Source organism: Hyalangium ruber (genome assembly GCF_034259325.1).
Lineage (GTDB): Bacteria > Myxococcota > Myxococcia > Myxococcales > Myxococcaceae > Hyalangium_A > Hyalangium_A rubrum.
The window spans coordinates 117,616-136,082 of sequence record NZ_JAXIVS010000017.1 but is presented as its reverse complement, the minus strand read 5'-3'; the positions used below and the strand labels follow the sequence as shown (position 1 = coordinate 136,082).

18 protein-coding genes are annotated in these 18,467 nt (G+C 67.8%); 9 read left to right on the top strand and 9 right to left on the bottom strand.

Translation table 11 applies throughout. From position 1 onward, the window contains the following. Positions 1 to 48: 48 nt before the first annotated feature. Entirely contained in the window at positions 49 to 1,446 is a 1,398-nt protein-coding gene (locus SYV04_RS36950; protein WP_321550748.1) for a M20/M25/M40 family metallo-hydrolase, read from the top strand. Here SYV04_RS36950 and sitI6 read toward each other — a convergent pair whose 3' ends face one another. From sitI6 to SYV04_RS36920, 6 genes are all read right to left on the bottom strand, one after another. Next, positions 1,447 to 2,169: a SitI6 family double-CXXCG motif immunity protein gene (gene sitI6 / locus SYV04_RS36945; RefSeq protein WP_321550747.1), complete on the bottom strand. Its 723-nt coding sequence runs from the start codon at positions 2,167 to 2,169 to the stop codon at positions 1,447 to 1,449. Positions 2,170 to 2,191: 22 nt separating this feature from the next. Then, positions 2,192 to 2,914 (bottom strand): SitA6 family polymorphic toxin lipoprotein, encoded by a 723-nt coding sequence (sitA6, locus tag SYV04_RS36940; protein ID WP_479691454.1) that lies wholly within the window; start codon positions 2,912 to 2,914, stop codon positions 2,192 to 2,194. Positions 2,915 to 2,923: 9 nt separating this feature from the next. Beyond that, on the bottom strand, positions 2,924 to 3,862 hold the full coding sequence (gene pip / locus SYV04_RS36935) for a prolyl aminopeptidase (protein WP_422724012.1): 939 nt from the start codon (positions 3,860 to 3,862) through the stop codon (positions 2,924 to 2,926). A gap of 64 nt (positions 3,863 to 3,926) precedes the next feature. After that, positions 3,927 to 5,120, bottom strand: a complete 1,194-nt coding sequence (gene thrS, locus SYV04_RS36930; RefSeq protein ID WP_321550744.1) for a threonine--tRNA ligase — start codon at positions 5,118 to 5,120, stop codon at positions 3,927 to 3,929. Positions 5,121 to 5,339: 219 nt separating this feature from the next. Then, a complete protein-coding gene (locus SYV04_RS36925; protein WP_321550743.1) occupies positions 5,340 to 5,948 on the bottom strand; it encodes a TetR/AcrR family transcriptional regulator in 609 nt (202 codons plus the stop codon). A 13-nt stretch (positions 5,949 to 5,961) separates the two neighbouring features. Next, on the bottom strand, positions 5,962 to 6,489 hold the full coding sequence (locus tag SYV04_RS36920) for a PaaI family thioesterase (protein ID WP_321550742.1): 528 nt from the start codon (positions 6,487 to 6,489) through the stop codon (positions 5,962 to 5,964). Positions 6,490 to 6,557: 68 nt separating this feature from the next. On the opposite strand from SYV04_RS36920, the gene fabF reads away from it, so the two are divergent. Next, entirely contained in the window at positions 6,558 to 7,799 is a 1,242-nt protein-coding gene (gene fabF, locus SYV04_RS36915) for a beta-ketoacyl-ACP synthase II (RefSeq protein WP_321550741.1), read from the top strand. Positions 7,800 to 7,808: 9 nt separating this feature from the next. Here fabF and SYV04_RS36910 read toward each other — a convergent pair whose 3' ends face one another. Continuing rightward, positions 7,809 to 8,984: a small ribosomal subunit Rsm22 family protein gene (locus SYV04_RS36910; RefSeq protein WP_321550740.1), complete on the bottom strand. Its 1,176-nt coding sequence runs from the start codon at positions 8,982 to 8,984 to the stop codon at positions 7,809 to 7,811. Positions 8,985 to 9,045: 61 nt separating this feature from the next. Here SYV04_RS36910 and SYV04_RS36905 point away from each other — a divergent pair, with 61 nt between their 5' ends. From SYV04_RS36905 to SYV04_RS36895, 3 genes are read left to right on the top strand one after another with little or no spacing between them, the layout of a single operon-like run. Beyond that, complete coding sequence (locus SYV04_RS36905; RefSeq protein ID WP_321550739.1) at positions 9,046 to 10,053, top strand: ABC transporter ATP-binding protein; 1,008 nt, start codon at positions 9,046 to 9,048, stop codon at positions 10,051 to 10,053. Beyond that, the gene (locus SYV04_RS36900) at positions 10,050 to 10,853 is read left to right on the top strand and encodes an ABC transporter permease (protein WP_321550738.1); all 804 of its coding nucleotides are present in this window, start codon (positions 10,050 to 10,052) and stop codon (positions 10,851 to 10,853) included. Before SYV04_RS36905 ends, SYV04_RS36900 begins: the two co-directional genes overlap by 4 nt. 4 nt (positions 10,854 to 10,857) lie before the next feature. Further along, positions 10,858 to 11,649, top strand: a complete 792-nt coding sequence (locus tag SYV04_RS36895) for an ABC transporter permease (RefSeq protein WP_321550737.1) — start codon at positions 10,858 to 10,860, stop codon at positions 11,647 to 11,649. Here SYV04_RS36895 and SYV04_RS36890 read toward each other — a convergent pair. After that, entirely contained in the window at positions 11,646 to 12,455 is an 810-nt protein-coding gene (locus SYV04_RS36890; RefSeq protein ID WP_321550736.1) for a metallophosphoesterase, read from the bottom strand. The two genes, SYV04_RS36895 and SYV04_RS36890, sit on opposite strands and share 4 nt — an antisense overlap. Before the next feature lie 196 nt (positions 12,456 to 12,651). On the opposite strand from SYV04_RS36890, the gene SYV04_RS36885 reads away from it, so the two are divergent. The 3 genes from SYV04_RS36885 (at position 12,652) to SYV04_RS36875 (ending at position 16,229) form a co-directional block, all read left to right on the top strand. Then, positions 12,652 to 13,767: an esterase/lipase family protein gene (locus tag SYV04_RS36885; RefSeq protein WP_321550735.1), complete on the top strand. Its 1,116-nt coding sequence runs from the start codon at positions 12,652 to 12,654 to the stop codon at positions 13,765 to 13,767. A gap of 95 nt (positions 13,768 to 13,862) precedes the next feature. After that, a complete protein-coding gene (locus tag SYV04_RS36880; RefSeq protein ID WP_321550734.1) occupies positions 13,863 to 14,957 on the top strand; it encodes a lipase secretion chaperone in 1,095 nt (364 codons plus the stop codon). 150 nt (positions 14,958 to 15,107) lie between these two features. Then, complete coding sequence (locus tag SYV04_RS36875; protein WP_321550733.1) at positions 15,108 to 16,229, top strand: hypothetical protein; 1,122 nt, start codon at positions 15,108 to 15,110, stop codon at positions 16,227 to 16,229. A 16-nt stretch (positions 16,230 to 16,245) separates the two neighbouring features. On the opposite strand, the gene SYV04_RS36870 is transcribed toward SYV04_RS36875, so the two are convergent. Further along, positions 16,246 to 16,644: a RidA family protein gene (locus SYV04_RS36870; RefSeq protein ID WP_321550732.1), complete on the bottom strand. Its 399-nt coding sequence runs from the start codon at positions 16,642 to 16,644 to the stop codon at positions 16,246 to 16,248. A 116-nt stretch (positions 16,645 to 16,760) separates the two neighbouring features. Between SYV04_RS36870 and SYV04_RS36865 the strand changes: the two genes are divergently transcribed. After that, a complete protein-coding gene (locus SYV04_RS36865; RefSeq protein WP_321550731.1) occupies positions 16,761 to 18,386 on the top strand; it encodes a peptide chain release factor 3 in 1,626 nt (541 codons plus the stop codon). Positions 18,387 to 18,467: the final 81 nt, after the last annotated feature.

Sequence of the window (18,467 nt, the reverse complement as noted above, 5' to 3'; positions counted from 1 at the left end):
CTGACAGACCGAGGGCAGGGGGCAGGAGTTTTGAGGTATGGACGCTTCATGCCCATCGACCAAGCCCTTGCCCGTTTCGAGTCCCAGAAGAACGCGTACTTGGAGGACCTGAAGGCCCTGGTGCGCATTCCCAGCGTCTCCTTCGCAGGGTTCGACGCCTCCCAGGTGCGCAAGAGCGCCGAGGCCACCGCGAAGCTGCTCAAGGACCGTGGCTTTGAAAATGTGCAGCTCCTCGAAATCGAGGGAGCACACCCCTACGTCTACGGAGAGGTGCTCAAGGCGCCGGGCAAGCCCACGCTGCTGTTGTACGCGCACCATGACGTGCAGCCGGCGGGGGACCTGGGCAAGTGGAAGCAGAAGGATCCGTTCGAGCCGGAGGAGCGCGACGGTCGGCTCTATGGCCGCGGCGCGGCGGATGACAAGGCCGGCATCGTGGTTCACTCGTCTGCGGTGGACGCGTGGCTGAAGGGAGCGGGCTCACTGCCACTCAACGTGAAGGTGGTGATTGAAGGCGAGGAGGAGGCGGGCAGCAGCCACCTGACGGAGTTCCTGCAGAAGCACGCAAAGCTGCTGCAGGCGGACGCCATCGTGCTGACGGACACGTCCAACTTCGACGTGGGGCTGCCGTCGATCACCACGGCGCTGCGCGGGCTGGTGACGATCGAGGTGGAGGTGCGGGGGTTGAAGCAGGCGGTGCATTCGGGGATGTGGGGCGGGCCGATTCCGGATCCGGTGATGGGGCTGTGCCGGATGCTGGCGACGCTGACGAACCCGGACGGCTCGATTGCCATCCCAGGCGTGCTGGACCGGGTGAAGCCGCTGACGGAGGCGGAGAAGAAGAGCATCCAGGCACTGCCGGGAGACGACGCGCAGTTCCGCGAGCAGGTGGGCCTGCTGCCGAAGGTGGAGATGCTGGGCGGAGGGCGACACCCGTGGGAGACGAACTGGCGCCAGCCGTCGATCGCCATCAACGCCATCCAGGCCAGCACGCGAGAGGAGGCGCGCAACATCGTCTGCGAGTCGGCGTGGGCGCGGGTGGGCATCCGGGTGGTGCCGGACATGGACGCGCAGGACGTGCAGCGCCTGCTGGTGGAGCACCTGCGGAAGGTGACGCCGTGGGGGCTGGAGCTGCACATCCGCGAGGATTCGCCGTCGGGCTGGTGGTACACGGACTCGTCGCACCCGGCGTTCCAGGCGGCGTTCCGGGCGTTGCAGAAGGGGTATGGGCGGGAGGCGGTGACGATTGGCTGCGGCGGCTCGATTCCGTTCGTGGAGCCCTTCGCGCGGGAGCTGGGCGGGGTGCCCGCGCTGCTGATTGGCGTGGAGGATCCGTACACCTATGCGCACGGGGAGAACGAGAGCCTGCACCTGGGTGACTGGGAGAAGGCCATCCGCGCGGCCATCCACCTGTACGAGGAGCTGGGGCAGGCGCTGAGCAAACGCTGATCAGCGGACCTGCAGCTCCTGGAACACAACTCCGTCCAGCTCCAGGCGCTGCACCGTGTCCACGAGACGCTCATTGGCGATGATGAGCGTCGACCATTGTGCCAACCGGAACACGTCCAGGTGCTCGGGCAGTGAAGGCGCCGCGAGGATGGGCTGTTCCGGCAGGGTCAGGCGATCGTTTCCACAGGTGGGGCACGGGGGCTTGCGGTCTGGCGGCAGACAGTCGGGATGGAACTGGCCGTGCAGTTCCAACTGCATCTCCAGCAGCTCAGGCGGGTGCTTCACACGGAAGCGCACGTCGAGAGAGCATCCTCGGAGGCCGCGTACGCCGGCCTCCTGGAGTCGCCCCAGCGCATCGCGGCGCAAATAGAGAGACCAGGGCTCTTGCATGAAGAGTTGGCCGAAGTGCCCGGAGCCCTTTCCCGTCAGGGGCCCGAGTCTCGCGCCGGCCTCCAGTACAGCGCCCATGGGCGCCAGGGGACGAACCAGCTCGCGCAGCCGAGAGAATTCCTCGAAGGGGACGGGCCATGGGTCCGACAACTTCTTCAGCTCATGGTCTGGGAGGCCCGACAGGTCCACGCACGGATACTCGAGTCCAGTGACACCGCCTCCCGTGCGACAGGTGGGACAGGGCTCCAACCCCGGTAGTCCCCACTTATGCGCGGCATTCAGCGCTCCTGTGTAGCGTGGAGAGGGGTCTTGCTGCAGTCGGTAAAACCTCATGCGTAGGCTTCCCTCCTGGAGTTCAAGGCGCGATCAGCTGAGGCCCAGGTGGAGGGAGCGGTGCGTGGTAATGCGATTTGATCGGGCCAACGATGTCGAAGCGGAATGCCAGCTTGAACGCTTTGCCCAGCAGTTGCTCCCGCGATACGCGGCGGCCCGCATTGGCGTCCATGAATTGCCGCCATGCCGCGTTCCACAACCCGCCACGCGCACCTCGATGAATACGCAGGTGAACGTGCTCTGGGATGACCATCGTCCAGTCGTGGATGTTGATGCCATTCAACTTGAACCATGCCGCCATCCTGGCCTCCTGCGGAAACAGGTGGTGCCTGACCAGCTTGCCCTCGAGCCGAGGAAAGGCCGGGAGGAAGTAGCCGTCGCGGTAGCGGAAGTGAAACGTCATTCGGGGCTTGGCGTCCTCGCGTAGGCCCGCACGCCGCCAGTTACGGTGGGCGGTTGGAGGACGCCAGGGCGTACGGAAGCCCCGGGCCAGTTCTGCTCCGTGCCGCAACGGAGTGCGTGCCAATCCCTCCGGGTCCAGCTCCTCGCAGTCGAAGATGGCGCATTCGCCTTCATCACATGCGAGCACAACGCATTGGTCCGCGTTGGGTTCCTCGCAGGTGGTGGCACCTTCTCGCTCCATATCCTCCCATGCGCGTATGGCAGGCGATGAAGCGGCGCACGCTGACAGCAGTGCCGCGAGCAACAGCGTCGCCGAGAAGGGAGGGTGAGCCCGTTCGCTCATCATCAAGACTCAACGGCCACGGAAGCGGTCCGTGGCCTCCACGAGCGCGGAGGTAATGGCCGGCTCGTATGCCGAGTGTCCCGCGTTCGGGATGATCTTGAAGTCCGCCTCTGGCCAGGCCTTGTGCAGCGCCCAGGCGCTCTCCATCGGGCAGGGGATGTCATAGCGGCCCTGAATGATGATGGCCGGGATGTGACGGATGCGCGGCACGTCGTCCAGCAACTGCGTCTCGGTGCGCAGGAACGCACCGTGGACGAAGTAGTGGCACTCGATGCGCGCGAACGCGAGCGAGAACTCATCCTCCGCGTGGTGCGAGATGAGGTCCTCGTTCGGCAACAGGGTGATGGTTCGGCCCTCCCAGGTGCTCCAAGCCCGAGCCGCCTCCTGTCGCGCCCGCGCATCCTCCCCCATCAGTCGCCGGTGGTAGGCGTGGAGCAGGTTCCCTCGCTCCTCGGGAGGAATCGGCGCCAGGAAGCCCTCCCATGCGTCCGGGAAGAGGGCGCTCGCGCCTCGCTGGTAGAACCAGTCGATCTCCTGCTTGCGCAACAGGAAGATGCCCCGCAGCACCAGCTCCGTGACGCGCTCCGGGTGTTTCTGTGCGTAGGCCAGCGAGAGCGTGCTGCCCCACGAGCCACCGAAGACCATCCATCGCTCGATGCCCAGGTGGCGGCGGATCGTCTCCATGTCCTCCACCAGGTGCCACGTGGTGTTCTCTTCCACGCTGGCGTGCGGCGTGCTCTGCCCGCAGCCGCGCTGGTCGAACAGGACGATGCGATACACGTCCGGATCGAAGAAGCGCCGCTGCTTGGGGTCCGTGCCCCCTCCCGGCCCTCCATGCACGAAGACCACCGGCTTGCCCTTCGGGTTGCCGGACTCCTCGAAGTACACCTCATGCAAGGTGGACACGCGGAGCCGGCCGGTGTTGTAGGGCTCGATCGGCGGGTACATGGAGCGGGGCGCGGTCGGGGGCACGGGCTCGTCCTCCAGAGGGAAGGGCGGGCACACTACCACCTCAGCTCAAGTGGCAGGACTCCCCCAGCTCGGACACCGCGGACTCCAGCGCGACCTGCCGCTGGACTCCGCTCCGCTCGCGAATCTGCACCGAGCGCCCCGCCTGCTCCCGCGCCCCCACCAGGACGACGAACGGCACGCCGTCATGGTGCGAGTCCAGGATGCGCCGCGACAGCGTCTCGCCGCGCGCGTCCTCGTGTACCCGGAGCCCCGCCGCCTCCAGACGCCCGCGCACCTCCGAGGCATAGGCCTGCGAGTCCTGCCCCACGGGCAGCACACGGATCTGCTCCGGTGCCAGCCAGGCGGGCAGCGAGCCCTGGTGGTGCTCGAGCAGGATGCCCAGGAAGCGCTCCACGCTGCCGAAGATCGCCCGGTGCAGCATGGCCGGCCGCCGCCTCGCGCCTCCCGAGTCCACGTAGCCGAGGTCGAAGCGCTCGGGCAGCACGAAGTCGAGCTGGATCGTCCCGCACTGCCACTCGCGGCCCGAGCGGTCCTTCAGGATGAACTCCAGCTTGGGCCCGTAGAACGCGCCCTGCCCGGGTTGCATCCGGCAGTCGAGCCCCACGCTCCGGGCCGCCTCGAGCAGCGCGGCCTCGGCCCGGTCCCAGACCTCATCGCTCCCGGCGCGCTGCGCGGGGCGACTGCTGAAGGCGACCTGCACCTCCTCGAAGCCAAAGTCCCGGTAGAACGCGCGCAGCGAGCGACAGAACGCCGCGACCTCTTCGGCCACCTGCTCCTCCATGCAGAAGATGTGGCCGTCGTCCTGCGTGAATTGCCGCAGGCGGAACAGCCCCTGCAACGCTCCCGACGACTCGTTGCGGTGGACCAGCCCGAACTCCGCGAGCCGGATGGGCATGGCTCGGAACGAGGGCACCATCCGCTGGAAGAGCTGGATGTGGCCCGGGCAGCTCACCGGCTTCACCGCGAAAGGCCGCTCGCCGTCGCTCAGGACGAACATGTCGCTTCGGAAGTTCTGCCAGTGCCCGCTGCTCTCCCAGATGCGCTGGCCGAGGATCTGCGGCGTTCTCACCTCGCGGTAGCCCCCAGCGGACAGCTCGCGCCGGACGCGCTCCTCGAGCAGTTGGTACAGGATGAACCCGCGTGGGTGCCAGAACACCATGCCCGGGGCCTCCTCCTGCAGGTGGAAGAGGTCCAGGCGGTCGCCCAGGGATCGATGATCGTGTTCGCTCAGCATTTCCGTTCTCCGTGTCGGTACGAGTGAAGCCGGACCGGAGCGGGGCTGAAGCGGTTCTCGCGGAGCGCCCCGTCCGGTTCTTCCGGCGGGGCTGCGGTCTCCGCGCGCTAGCTTACGTGCGCACGACCGCCGGCCCGCCCGTGAGGGTGGTGGTGGTCGTGGGAGTCGTGAGCTGGACGCACTTCATGGTGGATAAGATGAAGCGACGCGACGGAGCTGTCAACCTGACCCATCGCGCCGAGGAGAGGACTCCTGCTCGCTCGCCAGCAGGAAGGCATGGGCCGCCTGGAGCAGCTCGTCCGAGAGCGGCTGTGAGCGCGTGGCCCGGGCCAGCGTCATCGTCCCGAAGCACATCGCCACCGTGGCCAGCGCCCGTTGCCGTGCCGTCGCGCCGGGCTCGTCCCGAAGGCGCGCCTCGACTTCTCGGAGCAGCAACTCCAACTCCTCGATGAGCACGGCCTGGGTGCTGGGGGAAGCCCGCGTGAGGTCCGACCAGAGCGAGGGCATCATGCATCCGCTCTTCAGGTTGTCGCGGATCTGCGGGTTGAGGTAGCGGCGCACGAACGGGCTCAGCCACTCTCGACCGCGCAGCCCCTCGAGTCCCCCGACCCAGCGCATCCTGCTCTGCTGCATGAAGGTCCGCAGCGACTCGGCGAGCAGTGCCTCTTTCGAGGCGAAGTGGGCGTAGAAGCCCCCCACCGTCAGGCCCGCCGCGCGCATGACCTTCTCCACGCTCGCGCCCGCGAAGCCCTGCTTGCGGAACAGGGACTGCGCCGCCGCGAGGATTCGGGTGTGCGTGGCCTGCTTGTGATCGGGTCCATACCGCATCGGTGCGTGTCTCCTATTTCTCCCGGCCGCCGGCACCCGGAGCACGGAAGACCATGCAGGTGGTCGTGCCGTGGGCATACAGCTTTCCCGCGTCGTCCGTCAGCCGCCCTTGCGCCGTTGCCACGCGCCCACCCACATGGATGATCTCCCCCGTGCAGGTCAGTCGCCCCGTGTCATGGGCGATGGGGCGCACGAGGTTCACGTGCAGCTCCAGCGTGGTGTAACCCTCGCCGACCCCCAGGGTGGAATGCACCGCGCACGCCATCGCGGAGTCGAGCAGCGTCGCCGCCAGCCCTCCATGTACCGTCCCGATCGGGTTGTAGTGGTACTCGGCGGGCTTCACCGTGAAGACCGCGCGCCCCTCCTGAACCTCCACGGGCTCGAAGCCCATCAGCGAGGCGATGGGCGCGCCAGGCACCTCTCCTTGGATGATGGCTCGCAGGTACTCCACGCCGCGGAGTGACTTCGCGGCGGTCACTCCCTCCTTCGGGTCCTTCCACGTCACGGTCCGTGTGCGGGGCGCGGCGGTCTCCTCACTCATCGATTCCTGCCTTTCAGATGGCGATAGGATTATGGTCATAATATTAAGGCGGAAGAGAGGACAACGCCATGGAGAAGCAACGTGTCGTCGTGACCGGGCTCGGGCTCATCAGCCCTTGCGGAACGGGGGTAGAGAAGAGCTGGCAGGCGCTCGTCCGAGGGCAGAGCGGGGTAGGGCCCATCACGCTCTTCGATGCGAGTGGCCTCGACTGCCGCATCGCGGGAGAGGTGAAGGACTTCCAGCCCGAGGACTTCATCGAGCGGCGGGAGGTGCGGCGGATGGATCGCTTCGCCCAGTTCGCGGTGGTCGCCGCGGACATGGCCTTGAAGGACTCAGGCCTGGAGATCTCTCCCCAGAATGCCGAGCGGGTCGCCGTCATCGTCGGCTCGGGCATCGGCGGCATCTCCAGCCTGGAGGAGACCTACCGCAAGGTGCTGGAGAAGGGAGCGGACCGCATCAGCCCGTTCTTCATCCTGCAGATGATCATCAACATGGCGCCCGGCTACATCTCCATGCGCCACGGAATCAAAGGCCCGAGCTGGTCCACCAACTCCGCGTGCTCCACCAGCGCCCACGCCATCGGCGAGGCCATGCGGGGCATCCAGCGCGGGGAGTTCGACGCGGCGGTGGTCGGCGGCGCGGAGGCTCCCATCTCCGTGTTGGGCGTGGGTGGCTTCGCCGCGATGAAGGCACTCTCGACGCGAAATGACGAGCCCCAGGCCGCCAGTCGGCCCTTCGACGTGGACCGGGATGGCTTCGTGCTGGCCGAGGGCTCCGGAATGCTGGTGCTCGAGTCGTGGGAGCATGCCCGGGCCCGTGGGGCGCGGGTGTACGCGGAGCTCACGGGCTACGGCGCCAGCTCGGACGCGCACCATGTCACCCAGCCCGCCCCGGAGCACGAGGGCGCTCAGCGCAGCATGCGGCTGGCACTCGCGGACGCGAGGCTCACACCCGGAGACATCGGGTACGTCAACGCGCATGGCACCTCCACGGACATCGGCGACGTGCTGGAGATGGAGGGCATCGCCCGCGTGTTCGGCGAGGCCTCGCGGCGGCTCGCCGTCTCCTCCACCAAGTCCATGACGGGCCACATGAACGGCGCGGCGGGAGCAGCCGAGGCCGTCATCAGTGTGCTGGCCCTGCGCAATGGCGTCCTCCCGCCGACCATCAACCTGCAGCGGAAGGACCCGCGCATCACGCTCGACTGCATCCCCAACGTCGCGCGCGAGCAGCGGGTGGACGCGGTGATGAGCAACTCGTTCGGCTTCGGCGGGACGAACGTGACGCTCATCTTCCAGCGGCCGCGCTGAACCCGGGGGTCAGGTGTCCTTCTCGGTGCTCGGAGGAGGAACACCCTGGCCCGCGTAGGCCACCACCTTGACCTCCGTGCGGTCATCGAGCCCGAGGCCGTCGCCCTTGGGCTCCGTCTCCGTCACCGAGATGACGTCGCCGCGGTGGAGCTTGAAGAAGCGCTCGTTCTTCTCCGTGCGGTGCTTCTCCTGCATCGCCAGGCCCACGCGGCCCTCGGGGCCACAGCCGATGTAGCGCTGGCGCCCCTTGCCCTCCAGCGACTCGGAGACGATGCGGAAGAGCCGGCTCTGGGGCAGCTCCGGCCATGCCTCGCCCTTCGGCGCCAGTGCCAGGTAGCTCATCTTCAGCGCCTCCTTGTGCAGCCCCGCCGCCCGCGCCAGCTCCTCCACCACGCGCGGCATGGGCCAGGAGCGCTCCGCGTGGCACCAGTCGCTCTCCTTCACCAGCGCCGGGCAGTTGCCTCGGAACATGCACGGGGCTCGCACCGCGTAGCCCTTGCCCACCAGCACGTCCCGAACCTTCAGCAGGGCGCGGGACGTCTCTCGCAGCGCGGGCTCCAGTACCAGCAGGCTGCCGCCCTTCTTCACCTGACTCAGCACCTGCTCCAGCAGCGCCGCGCGGGGACCGATGGCGCCATCCCCCGTGCCGTACAGCTCGTTGAGCACGTGGCCCATGGTGATGAGGTCGAACTGGCCCTCGGGCGGAGGCGCCTTCTTCGTTGGATCCCACTCCCGCGTGGCCAGCGCCTCGCCTGCCTCCGCGGCGAGCGCCCGGGCGAGCGTCAGGGCGGGCTTGCTCCGGTCCGCCGCCATCACCTCCTTGGCGCCCGCGTCCAGCGCGGCGAAGGCCAGCGGGCCCGGGCCACTGCCCAGGTCCAGCACCTGCCGCGGGCGCTGGGGCAGCTCCCCGAGCGCCTGTCGGGCCTGGGCGTAGGACACCGGCCAGTAGAAGAGGAGGTAGGCGCCCAGCAGGCGCGGGTCGTCCATGTACTTGGCCCCGGCCAGTTGCCGCTCCCGGGTGAGGCCAAGTGATAACTGCTTCACTCCTGCCCCGACCTCCTTCACCTCCTGGGGGGTCAGCCGCGTCTCGGGCTCGTTCCCACCCCCCTTGCGGCGCTGCTGCCTCCATACGGCGATGAGCCGTGGAATCCAGCGCTCGAGATCCTTGCTATACGCGTCGCCCATCGACACTGACTCCACACGAAGGGTCGCCTCCAGCGGGCGACCGGGTTAAACCCTGTCCCACATGATTTCCGTTCGCGGCCTGCGCAAGCACTACAAAGTCCACAAGCGCCCGCCCGGCCTCAAGGCCGCCCTGCGGTCGATCTTCCGCCGCAACTACACCACCGTGAAGGCGGTGGATGGCATTTCCTTCGACATCCGCCCAGGCGAGCGGGTGGGTTTCCTGGGGCCCAACGGGGCAGGGAAGACGACCACTCTCAAGGTGCTCTCCGGGCTGCTCCACCCCTCCGAGGGAGAGGTGACGGTGGACGGCCACGTGCCCCGTCACCGCGAGGCCGCCTTCCTCAAGAAGATCATGCTCGTCATGGGGCAGAAGCAGCAGCTGCTCTGGGACCTGCCCCCGGCGGAGACGTTCGAGCTCAATCGCGCCATCTATGACGTGCCCCGGGCGCAGTACAAGCAGACGCTGGACGAGCTGGTGTCGCTGCTGGAGCTGGAGGAGCTCATCTCCAAGCCCACCCGGCAGCTGTCGCTGGGCGAGCGGATGAAGTGCGAGCTGGCGGCGGCGCTCATCCACCAGCCCCGGGTGCTCTTCCTGGACGAGCCCACCATCGGCCTGGACGTGTCGATGCAGGCCACCATGCGCACCTTCATCAAGGCGTACAACGAGCGTCACGGCGCCACGCTCATCCTCACCAGCCACTACATGGACGACGTGGCGGCCCTGTGCCCGCGCGTCATCGTCATCGACAAGGGGCTCCTGTCCTACGACGGCGGGCTGGATGCGCTGGTGCAGCGGATCCGGCCGGAGAAGCGAGTGGTGTTCCGGCTGGAGCAGCCCGTGGAGGCCTCGCGCCTGGAGCCGCTGGGCCGCGTGGTGTCGCACGAGCCCACCTCGGCGGTGCTCCAGGTGCCTCCGGAGGCGGTGAGCGCCACCATCAGCCGCGCGCTCTCGAGCCTGCCCGTGTCGGACCTCACCGTGGAGAACGCGCCCCTGGAAGAGGTGATGAGCGAGCTGTTCTCCGAGAACAAGGCCCGCAGGGCCGCCTTGGCCAGCCAGGGGGGCACATGAGCCTGCGCACCGCCGTCCGCGCCTTCCCCACGCTCCTGCGCGTCGGCGTCTCCGAAGCCCTCGCCTATCGGGCCGAGCTGATCGTCTGGGTGCTGTCCACCACCATGCCCCTCATCATGATGGCGCTGTGGACGGCGGTGGCCCGGGAAGCGCCCATCGGCCGCTACGGCGCCCCGGACTTCGTGGGCTACTTCCTGGCCACCTTCGTGGTGCGCCAGCTCACCGGCGCCTGGGCCGCCTGGCAGATCAACTTCGAGGTGCGCCAGGGCACGCTGGCCATGCGCCTGCTGCGCCCCATCTCGCCGCTCTGGTCCTACGCGGCGGAGAACCTCGGGGCGTTCCCCATGCGCCTCCTCATCGCCGTGCCGGTGACGCTGCTCTCGCTCTCCATCGTAGGAGGCCAGGCGGTGCCCCAGCACTGGTGGGGCTGGCCGATGCTGCTGGTGGCGATTCTCGGCGGGTGGCTCATCACCTTCCTGGCCAACGTGGCCATCGGCACCATGGCGCTCTTCATGGAGAGCAGCCAGAAGCTGATGGACGTGTGGCTGGTGCTCTTCTTCGTCTTCTCCGGGTACATGTACCCGGTGGAGCTGTTCCCGCCCCTGTTGCGCTCCATCGCCGACTGGCTGCCCTTCCGCAACCAGATCGGCCTGCCCGTGGAGTTGATGACGAACAAGCACGGCCTCCAGGAGGCGCTGCTGATGCTGGGCCGCCAGTGGCTGTGGGTGCTGGTCATGGGCGTCTTCGCCATTACCCTCTGGCGGCGGGGCCTGCGGCGCTTCGCGGCGTTCGGAGGATAGGCGCATGCTGAGCCGCTACCTGCGCTTGCTGGGCGTACAGCTGAGAGCCTCGAGCCTGCTGGCCATGCAGTACCGAGGGGACTTCCTGCTGGAGGGGCTCATCTCCCTCTTCTGGACGGGCACGGCGTTGGCGCCGCTGTTCGTCGTCTACGGGGACCGAGGCAGCATCGCCGGGTGGAGCTTCGGCGAGGCGCTGCTGGTGGTGGGCTGGTTCACCTTGTTGCAGGGCGTGCTGGAGGGGGCGATTACACCCAGCCTCAACGGCGTGGTGGAGCACATCCGCAAGGGCACGCTGGACTTCGTGCTGCTCAAGCCCGCGGATGCGCAGTTCCTGGTGTCCACCACGCGCTTCCTGCCGTGGCGGGCCACCAACGTCCTCACCGGCATCGGCATCTTCATCTACGCCTTCCACCTGCTGGGGCGAGGGCCCTCCATCCCCGGGCTCTTCGCCGCGCTGGTGCTGCTGGCCACCAGCACGCTCCTGCTCTACTCGCTGTGGATCCTCACGGTGAGCGCGGCCTTCTTCGTGGTGCGCGTGGACAACCTCACCTACTTCTTCCAGTCCATCTTCGACGCCGCGCGCTGGCCCGCTCCCATCTTCAAGGGAGCGCTGGCCTTCGTCTTCACCTTCATCATCCCGCTGGCGCTGATGACCACCTTTCCGGCGGAGGCGATGCTTGGGCGCCTGCCGTTGAAGTCCCTGGTGGCCGCCGTGGTGGGCTCCTGCGTGTTCGCCTTCGTCTCGCGGCGCGTGTGGCTGCGCTCCATCGGCCACTACACCTCCGCGAGCAGCTAGCGACCCGAGAGGGTGATGATGGCCAGCTCCGGCCGGCACAGGAAGCGCAGGTCCAGGAGGGAGTTGCCCAGCCCTCGGCTCACGTACATCCGCGTCCCCTGAACGTCGTACCACCCGGCCTCGTAGGGGCCGGAGCCCGGAGGCAGCCACAGCGCTCCCAGCCCGGGCAGGCGCACCTGTCCGCCGTGGGTGTGTCCCGTCAGCGCCAAGGGGCACTTGCCGCCGATTTCGCTCGCGATGGAAGGAGAGTGGAAGAGCGTCACGCAGGGAGCTCCCGGAGGGAGCCCGGTAAATGCCTGGGCGAGGTCGGGCGTTCCCGCCAGGGCGTCATCCAGTCCGACGAGCCACACGGCGTCGGCCACCTTGTGGCTGCCGTTGAGAAGCACCTGGATGCCGGCGTTGCGGTACAGGCTCTCCTCATCCTCCATGGGTGCCCAGAACTCCCAGTTCCCACGGGTGGCGTACACCCCCAGCGGGGCTCGCAGCTTCGAGAGGAGCTGGGCGCGCACCGCGTCCGTCACCCCGGGGGAAGCCGTGTCGCCGGTGATGACGATCAGATCCGGCTGCTCCGCCTCCAGGAGCCGCAGCAGCTTCTGCTCGCGACGCCCCCACTCGCGGATGTGCAGATCCGTGAGGTGGGCGATCTTCAGCTCCTTGCTGAGCCCCGCCAGCGTGACCCGGTGGTGCGTCACCTCGATCCACGCCGGCTCGATGAGGGCGGCATACAGCAGCGCCAATCCTCCCAAGAGAGCCAGGACCAGCACGACGCGAAGAACCCGGCGGCCCATCTGTCTTCTGGTCAACATGGTATCCTTCTGGAAAAACTCAGGTTGTTCGGGTGTAAAAAAATACCCATCGCAACTTTTTCCCGAGGTCCGCGATAAGCGTGCCCGGGAACTGATTTTACAATCAACCGGGCACGCCGCGCTGCTTTGAACCGTCCTCCTCTGAAGAGCGGGCCCTGCTGAGCGAGTTCACCTCATCACCACAGTGGGAGTGCATATGACGCAGAGAAGCACGGTTCTTCTGGCGGCGCTGACCGTGGGAGCCCTGGGGCTTTCCACGCCGGCTCACGCGGGCGCGGCGAAGTCGACCTACCCTGTCGTGTTCGCGCACGGCATGGCGGGCTTTGACGACATCCTTGGCTACGACTACTGGGGTGACGACTACGGCACCTTCGTGGGCGATGCCTGCGACGAGTTCGCCGAGGTGTACTGTAACGAGGACATCAGCAGCACCCAGAAGTCCTTCGTCGCGCAGGTGCAGCCGTTCCAGTCCTCCGAGGTACGCGGGCTGGACCTGGCCAATGACGTCGAGAGCTTCATGGCCACCGCGGGCGCCAGCTACGTGAACCTCGTGGGGCACTCGCAGGGCGGCATCGACATCCGCAAGGCCGCGCGCGTGCTGCGCGAGCGCAAGGGCTACACCGTCGTCAAGGTGTCCGTCAGCGTCTCCTCGCCGCACCGCGGCTCGCCGGTCGCCAAGTACATCCTGGACCTGGGCCCCGGCGTCACCAGCGTCATCGCCGCGCTGGCCGAGTACTACGGCGATGTCGTCTACCAGTCGGGCAATGACGCGTTCGCGGCCGCCAAGCAGCTCGTCTACAACGACTACAGCGCCAGCGACGGCAAGACGACGGGCATGAAGGCGTTCAACACCACCTACCCGGTCAGCACCACCTACGCCGCGCGCCACGCCTCGGCCATCACCGCGCAGAACGGCCTCAGCGTGAACCCCGCGCTCTACCTGCTGAGCGAGTTCCTCTTCGACATCGACGGCGATGGCTACTGCGTCGATGACTGCGAGAACGACGGCGCCGCTGGCAAGGGCGACGGTGTGAAGAACGAGACGGATGACGACGGCCTGGTGGGCATCAACTCCCAGCAGATGGGCTACCGGCTGAAGTACAGCGAGTCCGCCCTGGGCTTCGACTCGATGACCACGGACGCGAACCTGGGCAACGTGACCAACCTCAACGCGCCCACCTCCGCCCAGATGACCTCCTCCTCGAGCGTCATCAACCAGGACCACATGGACGTGATCGGCGTGGGCCCGGACACCTTCGATGAGCCGGAGTTCTACGCGACCATCATCGACTACATCGCCCTCCACGACTGATCGCCGTACCGACGGAGTGCCCGGAGGGTCCAAGCAGGCGGGCCTTCCGGGTCTCCTCGCCACATTGCCTCCCTTTATGGCAAGGAGAGGGCCGCATGGAGTCGCGGACCAAGATGATGCTGGGAGGCGCGGCGGCGGTGCTGGGGCTGCTCGCCGGTGTGTTTCTCTTCTCCCGGAGTCCAGCGCCCGAGGCTCCGGTGGCCTCCGCCCCGGTGTCGGCGGCCCCGAGCGTGCGCGCGAGCCCTTCGCCGCCACCCGTTGCTCCGGCTTCCGCCGTGGGCACCGCTCCCGTCGCCACCGAGGAGCCACCCGCCGGGACGGAGGAGCTGTCGGGAGACCCGGAGCAGGACCTCGACAAGCTCGCCGCCGCCGTACGCAGCCGCTACGGCACGCGGCTCCACGAGCCCTATATCCAGGTCAAGCTGCTGGAAGAGCTCATGCGCTACTTCCAGAAGCGCTCCCCGGACCGTTGGCAGGAGGAATTGCTGGCGTTCCTGAAGAAGGCCTTCCCGGAGCGGTATGAGGAGCTGGCCACCATGCTCCGCAACCGGGTGGACTACGAGAAGTGGGTGAAGGACAACGACGCCTACCTGCGCGGCCTGAATGATCGAGAGCGCCGCGCCGCCATCTGGGACACGCGCAATCGCCTCTTCGGGAAGGAGGCCGCCGAGCGCATCTGGGCCTCCGAGCTGAAGAATCACGCCATCGCGGACACGCTGGCCGCCCTCGACGCGAAGCAGGACGCCAACCTCCAGCAGAAGCTCGAGACGTACAAGCAGCGCCTCCATGAAATCCACGGCGAGCAGACCGAGGCGTATCTGGAGCGGCACCGGCAGGAGACGATGAACCGCTTCCTGGACCTGTCCTCCGTCCAGCGCGAGTTGACGGGGATGTCGCCCGAGGCGCGTTCCCAGAGCCTGCGCGCCATCCGCCAGGGGATGGGGTTGGACGAAGAGGCGCTGAAGCGCTGGGACGCGCTGGACCAGACGCGGGACATGCGCTGGCAGTCCGGCGCCGCCTATATGGCGGAGCGCGAGTCCCTGGCGAAGCAGCTCTCCGGCCCCGCGTTGGAGGCGAAGCTCCAGGAGCTGCGCGCCCGCTTCTTCGGCGCCGAGGCGGAGGTCATCGGCCAGGAAGAGGCGAGCGGCTTCTTCCGCTATGACCGGCCGCGGCAGTGGGGCCGAAACTAGGGCCGTAAGTCTCCGTCCTCGCTCGGGAAAAATCGGGCGGAAAATCCCCCCGCAACCAACCAGCGCCTCCTGGGTTCGAGAGGTCGTGAGCGCGATGCAACGGCGCGCTCGAGACCGTCACAAACCCCTCGAACATTCAGGAGAGAAGTCATGCGTATCGGCAAGTCGATGATGCTGGGTGCTGCGCTGGTGCTGGCTGCGTGCGGTGGCAAGGATGCGGTGGAGGATGCCGAGTACGTGGAGGCCACGCCGGACCTCGCGGGCACTGTCCTGGAGATCAACGGCGAGGCGGCCGCCGAGGAGGGCGCGGCGCTCATCGCCGAGGGCTTTGGCGTGAATCAGGGCGAGCTCAACGGGCAAGGACCGGAGTTCCTCGAGAGTGCGCGCGTACAGGTCAAGGCGCTCAACAGCGCGCTCAAGGAGGCCATCACCCCCATCGTGGAGCTGGTGAACGCCGGTGGTGCCGAGGCCCAGCCGGGCGACGTGCGGGTCTACGGCCCAGAGGATCGCGCCAACGCCACCTTCCGCTTCACCATCAAGAAGGCGACCGCCGCGCGCTTCGTGTGGAAGCTGGAGGCACGGCCGCTGGGCAGCACGGATGACGCGGCGTACAAGGTCGTCGCTGCGGGTGGGCTGACCAAGGGCCCGCTCTCGCACCGGGGCCGGGGCACCATCGGCATCAACCTGGACAACCTCAAGGCGGTGGCGCCCAACACCACCGGCCAGGGCAAGCTGATGGCCTCGTTCGCGCACACCGCGGGCAATGACAAGACGCTGGCCTACCGGCTGTCGAACTTCACGCCCAACCCGGCCAACCACGAGGCTGTCACGGGTGCCTTCGTGGGGCACCGCCGCCAGCCCTCTGGAATCACCCGCGTGCGCGTGTTCGGCAAGTACAGCCTGAAGAACACGGCGACGACGGCGAAGGAGAACGTGTTCGCCACCCTGCGCCACGTTCCGGGCCTCGGCGGACGGGCGGACGTGTACGCCGCCGGCGGCGACATCGCGGCGGACAAGTACTTCGTCGGCAGCGCGTGCTGGGACCGGCAGGAGATGGAGAAGTTCCGCATCCTGCGCCAGTGCACCAAGGGCCAGCCGATGACGAGCTGCGTGGTGGTGGAGGGCTCCGAGCTGGGGACGCGGGCGGCTTGCCCGGCGGACATGCGCGGCGAGGACGCGCCTCCCGCTGGCGACCCGAACGACGGGACCCAGGAGCCCGACGCCCCGGTCGAGCCGGAGCCGGTGCCGGGGGATGTGACGGCGGAGCTGTAGTCCCGCCCCTAGGGGGTTACCGCTCGGGCGTTGCCACGATGGCGTCGGCTTCGATCTCGACGAGCATCGCGGGGTCGATGAGCCGGCTCACCTCGACCATGGAGGTGGCGGGCCGGATGGCGCCGAAGACCTCGCCATGCGCGCGGCCCACCTCCTGCCACCGGGAGATGTCCGTCACGTACATGCGGGTGCGCACCACGTCCTCCAGCCGTGCGCCCAAGGCCTCCAGCGCCGAGCGGATGTTCCTCAGCGCCTGAGCCGCCTGGGCGTAGGCGTCTCCCTCGCCCACCAGGTTGCCCGCCGCGTCCGTAGCCGTGGTGCCGGACACGGAGATGAAGGGACCCACACGCACGGCGCGGGAGTAGCCCACACGGGGCTCCCAGGGGGTACCGGTCGAGTGCTGGGTCCGCTGCATGGCTGCTCCTCGGAGGAGGGGAAGGGGGCGAATTCGAGCCGCTGGCCTCCGAGGTGGCAAGGCCAGGCTTCGAACCCCACGAAAAAACATACGCCCCGTGATAGTTCCCTCTCGATATGGCATCCGAACTCGAGCAGGAGGTCGCCCGGCGGCGCACCTTCGCGATCATCTCCCACCCCGACGCGGGTAAAACGACCCTCACCGAGAAGCTGCTGCTCTACGGCGGCGCCATCCACCTGGCTGGCAGTGTGAAGGCCAAGCGCGCGCGCCGCCACGCCACCTCCGACTGGATGGAGCTGGAGAAGGAGCGCGGCATCTCCGTCACCTCGTCGGTGCTCCAGTTCGTCTACCGGGGCCACGCAGTGAACCTGCTGGACACCCCGGGCCACCAGGACTTCTCCGAGGACACCTACCGCACCCTGGCGGCGGCGGACGCGGCGGTGATGCTCATCGACGCGGCCAAGGGCGTCGAGCCGCAGACCAAGAAGCTCTTCAAGGTCTGCCGCATGCGCGGCATCCCCATCTTCACCTTCGTCAACAAGCTGGACCGCTATGGCCGCGCGCCGCTCGACCTGATGGACGAGCTGGAGCAGGTGCTGGGCATCCGCTCCTACCCGATGAACTGGCCCATCGGCATGGGGCCGGACTTCCGGGGCGTGTATGACCGCAAGGCGCGCGTCATCCACGTCTTCAGCGCCGAGGGCAACCACGGCGAGAAGGAGGTGGCCGAGCGCTCGGTCTCCATCGACTCGCCCGAGGTGAGTTCCGTGCTCACCGAGCGCGAGCTGGCGCAGCTCCAGGAGGACATCGAGCTGTTGGACGTGGGCGGTGACGTGTTCACCCGCGAGAAGAGCGATGCGGGGCAGCTGACGCCCATGTTCTTCGGCTCGGCGATGACCAACTTCGGCGTGCGCCCGTTCTTGGACGCCTTCCTGGAGCTGGCGCCTCCGCCCACGGCGCGCCCGACGACGGACGGGGAGCGAGAGCCCACCTACCCGAAGTTCTCCGGCTTCGTCTTCAAGATCCAGGCGAACATGGACCCGGCGCACCGAGACCGCATCGCCTTTGTGCGCGTGGTGTCCGGCCGCTACGTGAAGGGCATGAGCGCGCACCACTCGCGCCTGGGCAAGGAAGTGCGTCTGGCCAAGCCCAGCCAGTTCATGGCCGCCGAGCGCACCTCCATCGAGGACGCGTGGCCTGGGGACGTCATCGGCCTGTTCGACCCGGGGCAGTACCGCATCGGCGACTCGCTGGCGGAGGACGAGGGCACGGTGTTCGAGACGGTGCCGCGCTTCAGCCCCGAGTACTTCGCCGTGGTGCGCAGCAAGGATCCGCTGCGCCGCAAGCAGATGGAGAAGGGGTTGGAGCAGCTCTCCGAGGAGGGCACGGTGCAGATCTTCCAGCAGCTCCAGATGGGCATGAAGGACCCCATCGTGGGCGTGGTGGGCGCGCTCCAGTTCGAGGTGCTCCAGTACCGGCTCGAGCACGAGTACGGCGCGAAGATCGCCCTGGACCGACTGCCCTTCAGCCACGCGCGCTGGGTGGTGGGCGCCAACTTCGAACCGAAGGCGTTCGACTGGGAGGGCAACCGGCAGACGGTGCAGGACCGGGACGGGCTGCCGCTGGTCCTCTTCCGCGACGACTGGGCGCTGCAGCACGCCGAGGAGAAGCACCCGGACCTGAAGTTCCTCAATGAGGCGCCTCAGCTCCGCCAGGCCACTCCCGCGGCCACCGGCACCTGAGCCGCCTCGACGCTCCAACCTTCCAGGTAGGAAACGGCGCCCCGTCCTCCATATGAGGGCGGGGCGCTTTCGTATGGGGAT

Excerpts from the sequence above, each read along its gene's own strand:
- SYV04_RS36950 (WP_321550748.1), top strand. The coding sequence starts at position 49 with ATGCCCATCGACCAAGCCCTTGCCCGTTTCGAGTCCCAGAAGAACGCG.
- sitI6 (WP_321550747.1), bottom strand. The coding sequence starts at position 2,169 with ATGAGGTTTTACCGACTGCAGCAAGACCCCTCTCCACGCTACACAGGA.
- sitA6 (WP_479691454.1), bottom strand. The coding sequence starts at position 2,914 with ATGAGCGAACGGGCTCACCCTCCCTTCTCGGCGACGCTGTTGCTCGCG.
- pip (WP_422724012.1), bottom strand. The coding sequence starts at position 3,862 with ATGTACCCGCCGATCGAGCCCTACAACACCGGCCGGCTCCGCGTGTCC.
- thrS (WP_321550744.1), bottom strand. The coding sequence starts at position 5,120 with ATGCTGAGCGAACACGATCATCGATCCCTGGGCGACCGCCTGGACCTC.
- SYV04_RS36925 (WP_321550743.1), bottom strand. The coding sequence starts at position 5,948 with ATGCGGTATGGACCCGATCACAAGCAGGCCACGCACACCCGAATCCTC.
- SYV04_RS36920 (WP_321550742.1), bottom strand. The coding sequence starts at position 6,489 with ATGAGTGAGGAGACCGCCGCGCCCCGCACACGGACCGTGACGTGGAAG.
- fabF (WP_321550741.1), top strand. The coding sequence starts at position 6,558 with ATGGAGAAGCAACGTGTCGTCGTGACCGGGCTCGGGCTCATCAGCCCT.
- SYV04_RS36910 (WP_321550740.1), bottom strand. The coding sequence starts at position 8,984 with ATGGGCGACGCGTATAGCAAGGATCTCGAGCGCTGGATTCCACGGCTC.
- SYV04_RS36905 (WP_321550739.1), top strand. The coding sequence starts at position 9,046 with ATGATTTCCGTTCGCGGCCTGCGCAAGCACTACAAAGTCCACAAGCGC.
- SYV04_RS36900 (WP_321550738.1), top strand. The coding sequence starts at position 10,050 with ATGAGCCTGCGCACCGCCGTCCGCGCCTTCCCCACGCTCCTGCGCGTC.
- SYV04_RS36895 (WP_321550737.1), top strand. The coding sequence starts at position 10,858 with ATGCTGAGCCGCTACCTGCGCTTGCTGGGCGTACAGCTGAGAGCCTCG.
- SYV04_RS36890 (WP_321550736.1), bottom strand. The coding sequence starts at position 12,455 with ATGTTGACCAGAAGACAGATGGGCCGCCGGGTTCTTCGCGTCGTGCTG.
- SYV04_RS36885 (WP_321550735.1), top strand. The coding sequence starts at position 12,652 with ATGACGCAGAGAAGCACGGTTCTTCTGGCGGCGCTGACCGTGGGAGCC.
- SYV04_RS36880 (WP_321550734.1), top strand. The coding sequence starts at position 13,863 with ATGGAGTCGCGGACCAAGATGATGCTGGGAGGCGCGGCGGCGGTGCTG.
- SYV04_RS36875 (WP_321550733.1), top strand. The coding sequence starts at position 15,108 with ATGCGTATCGGCAAGTCGATGATGCTGGGTGCTGCGCTGGTGCTGGCT.
- SYV04_RS36870 (WP_321550732.1), bottom strand. The coding sequence starts at position 16,644 with ATGCAGCGGACCCAGCACTCGACCGGTACCCCCTGGGAGCCCCGTGTG.
- SYV04_RS36865 (WP_321550731.1), top strand. The coding sequence starts at position 16,761 with ATGGCATCCGAACTCGAGCAGGAGGTCGCCCGGCGGCGCACCTTCGCG.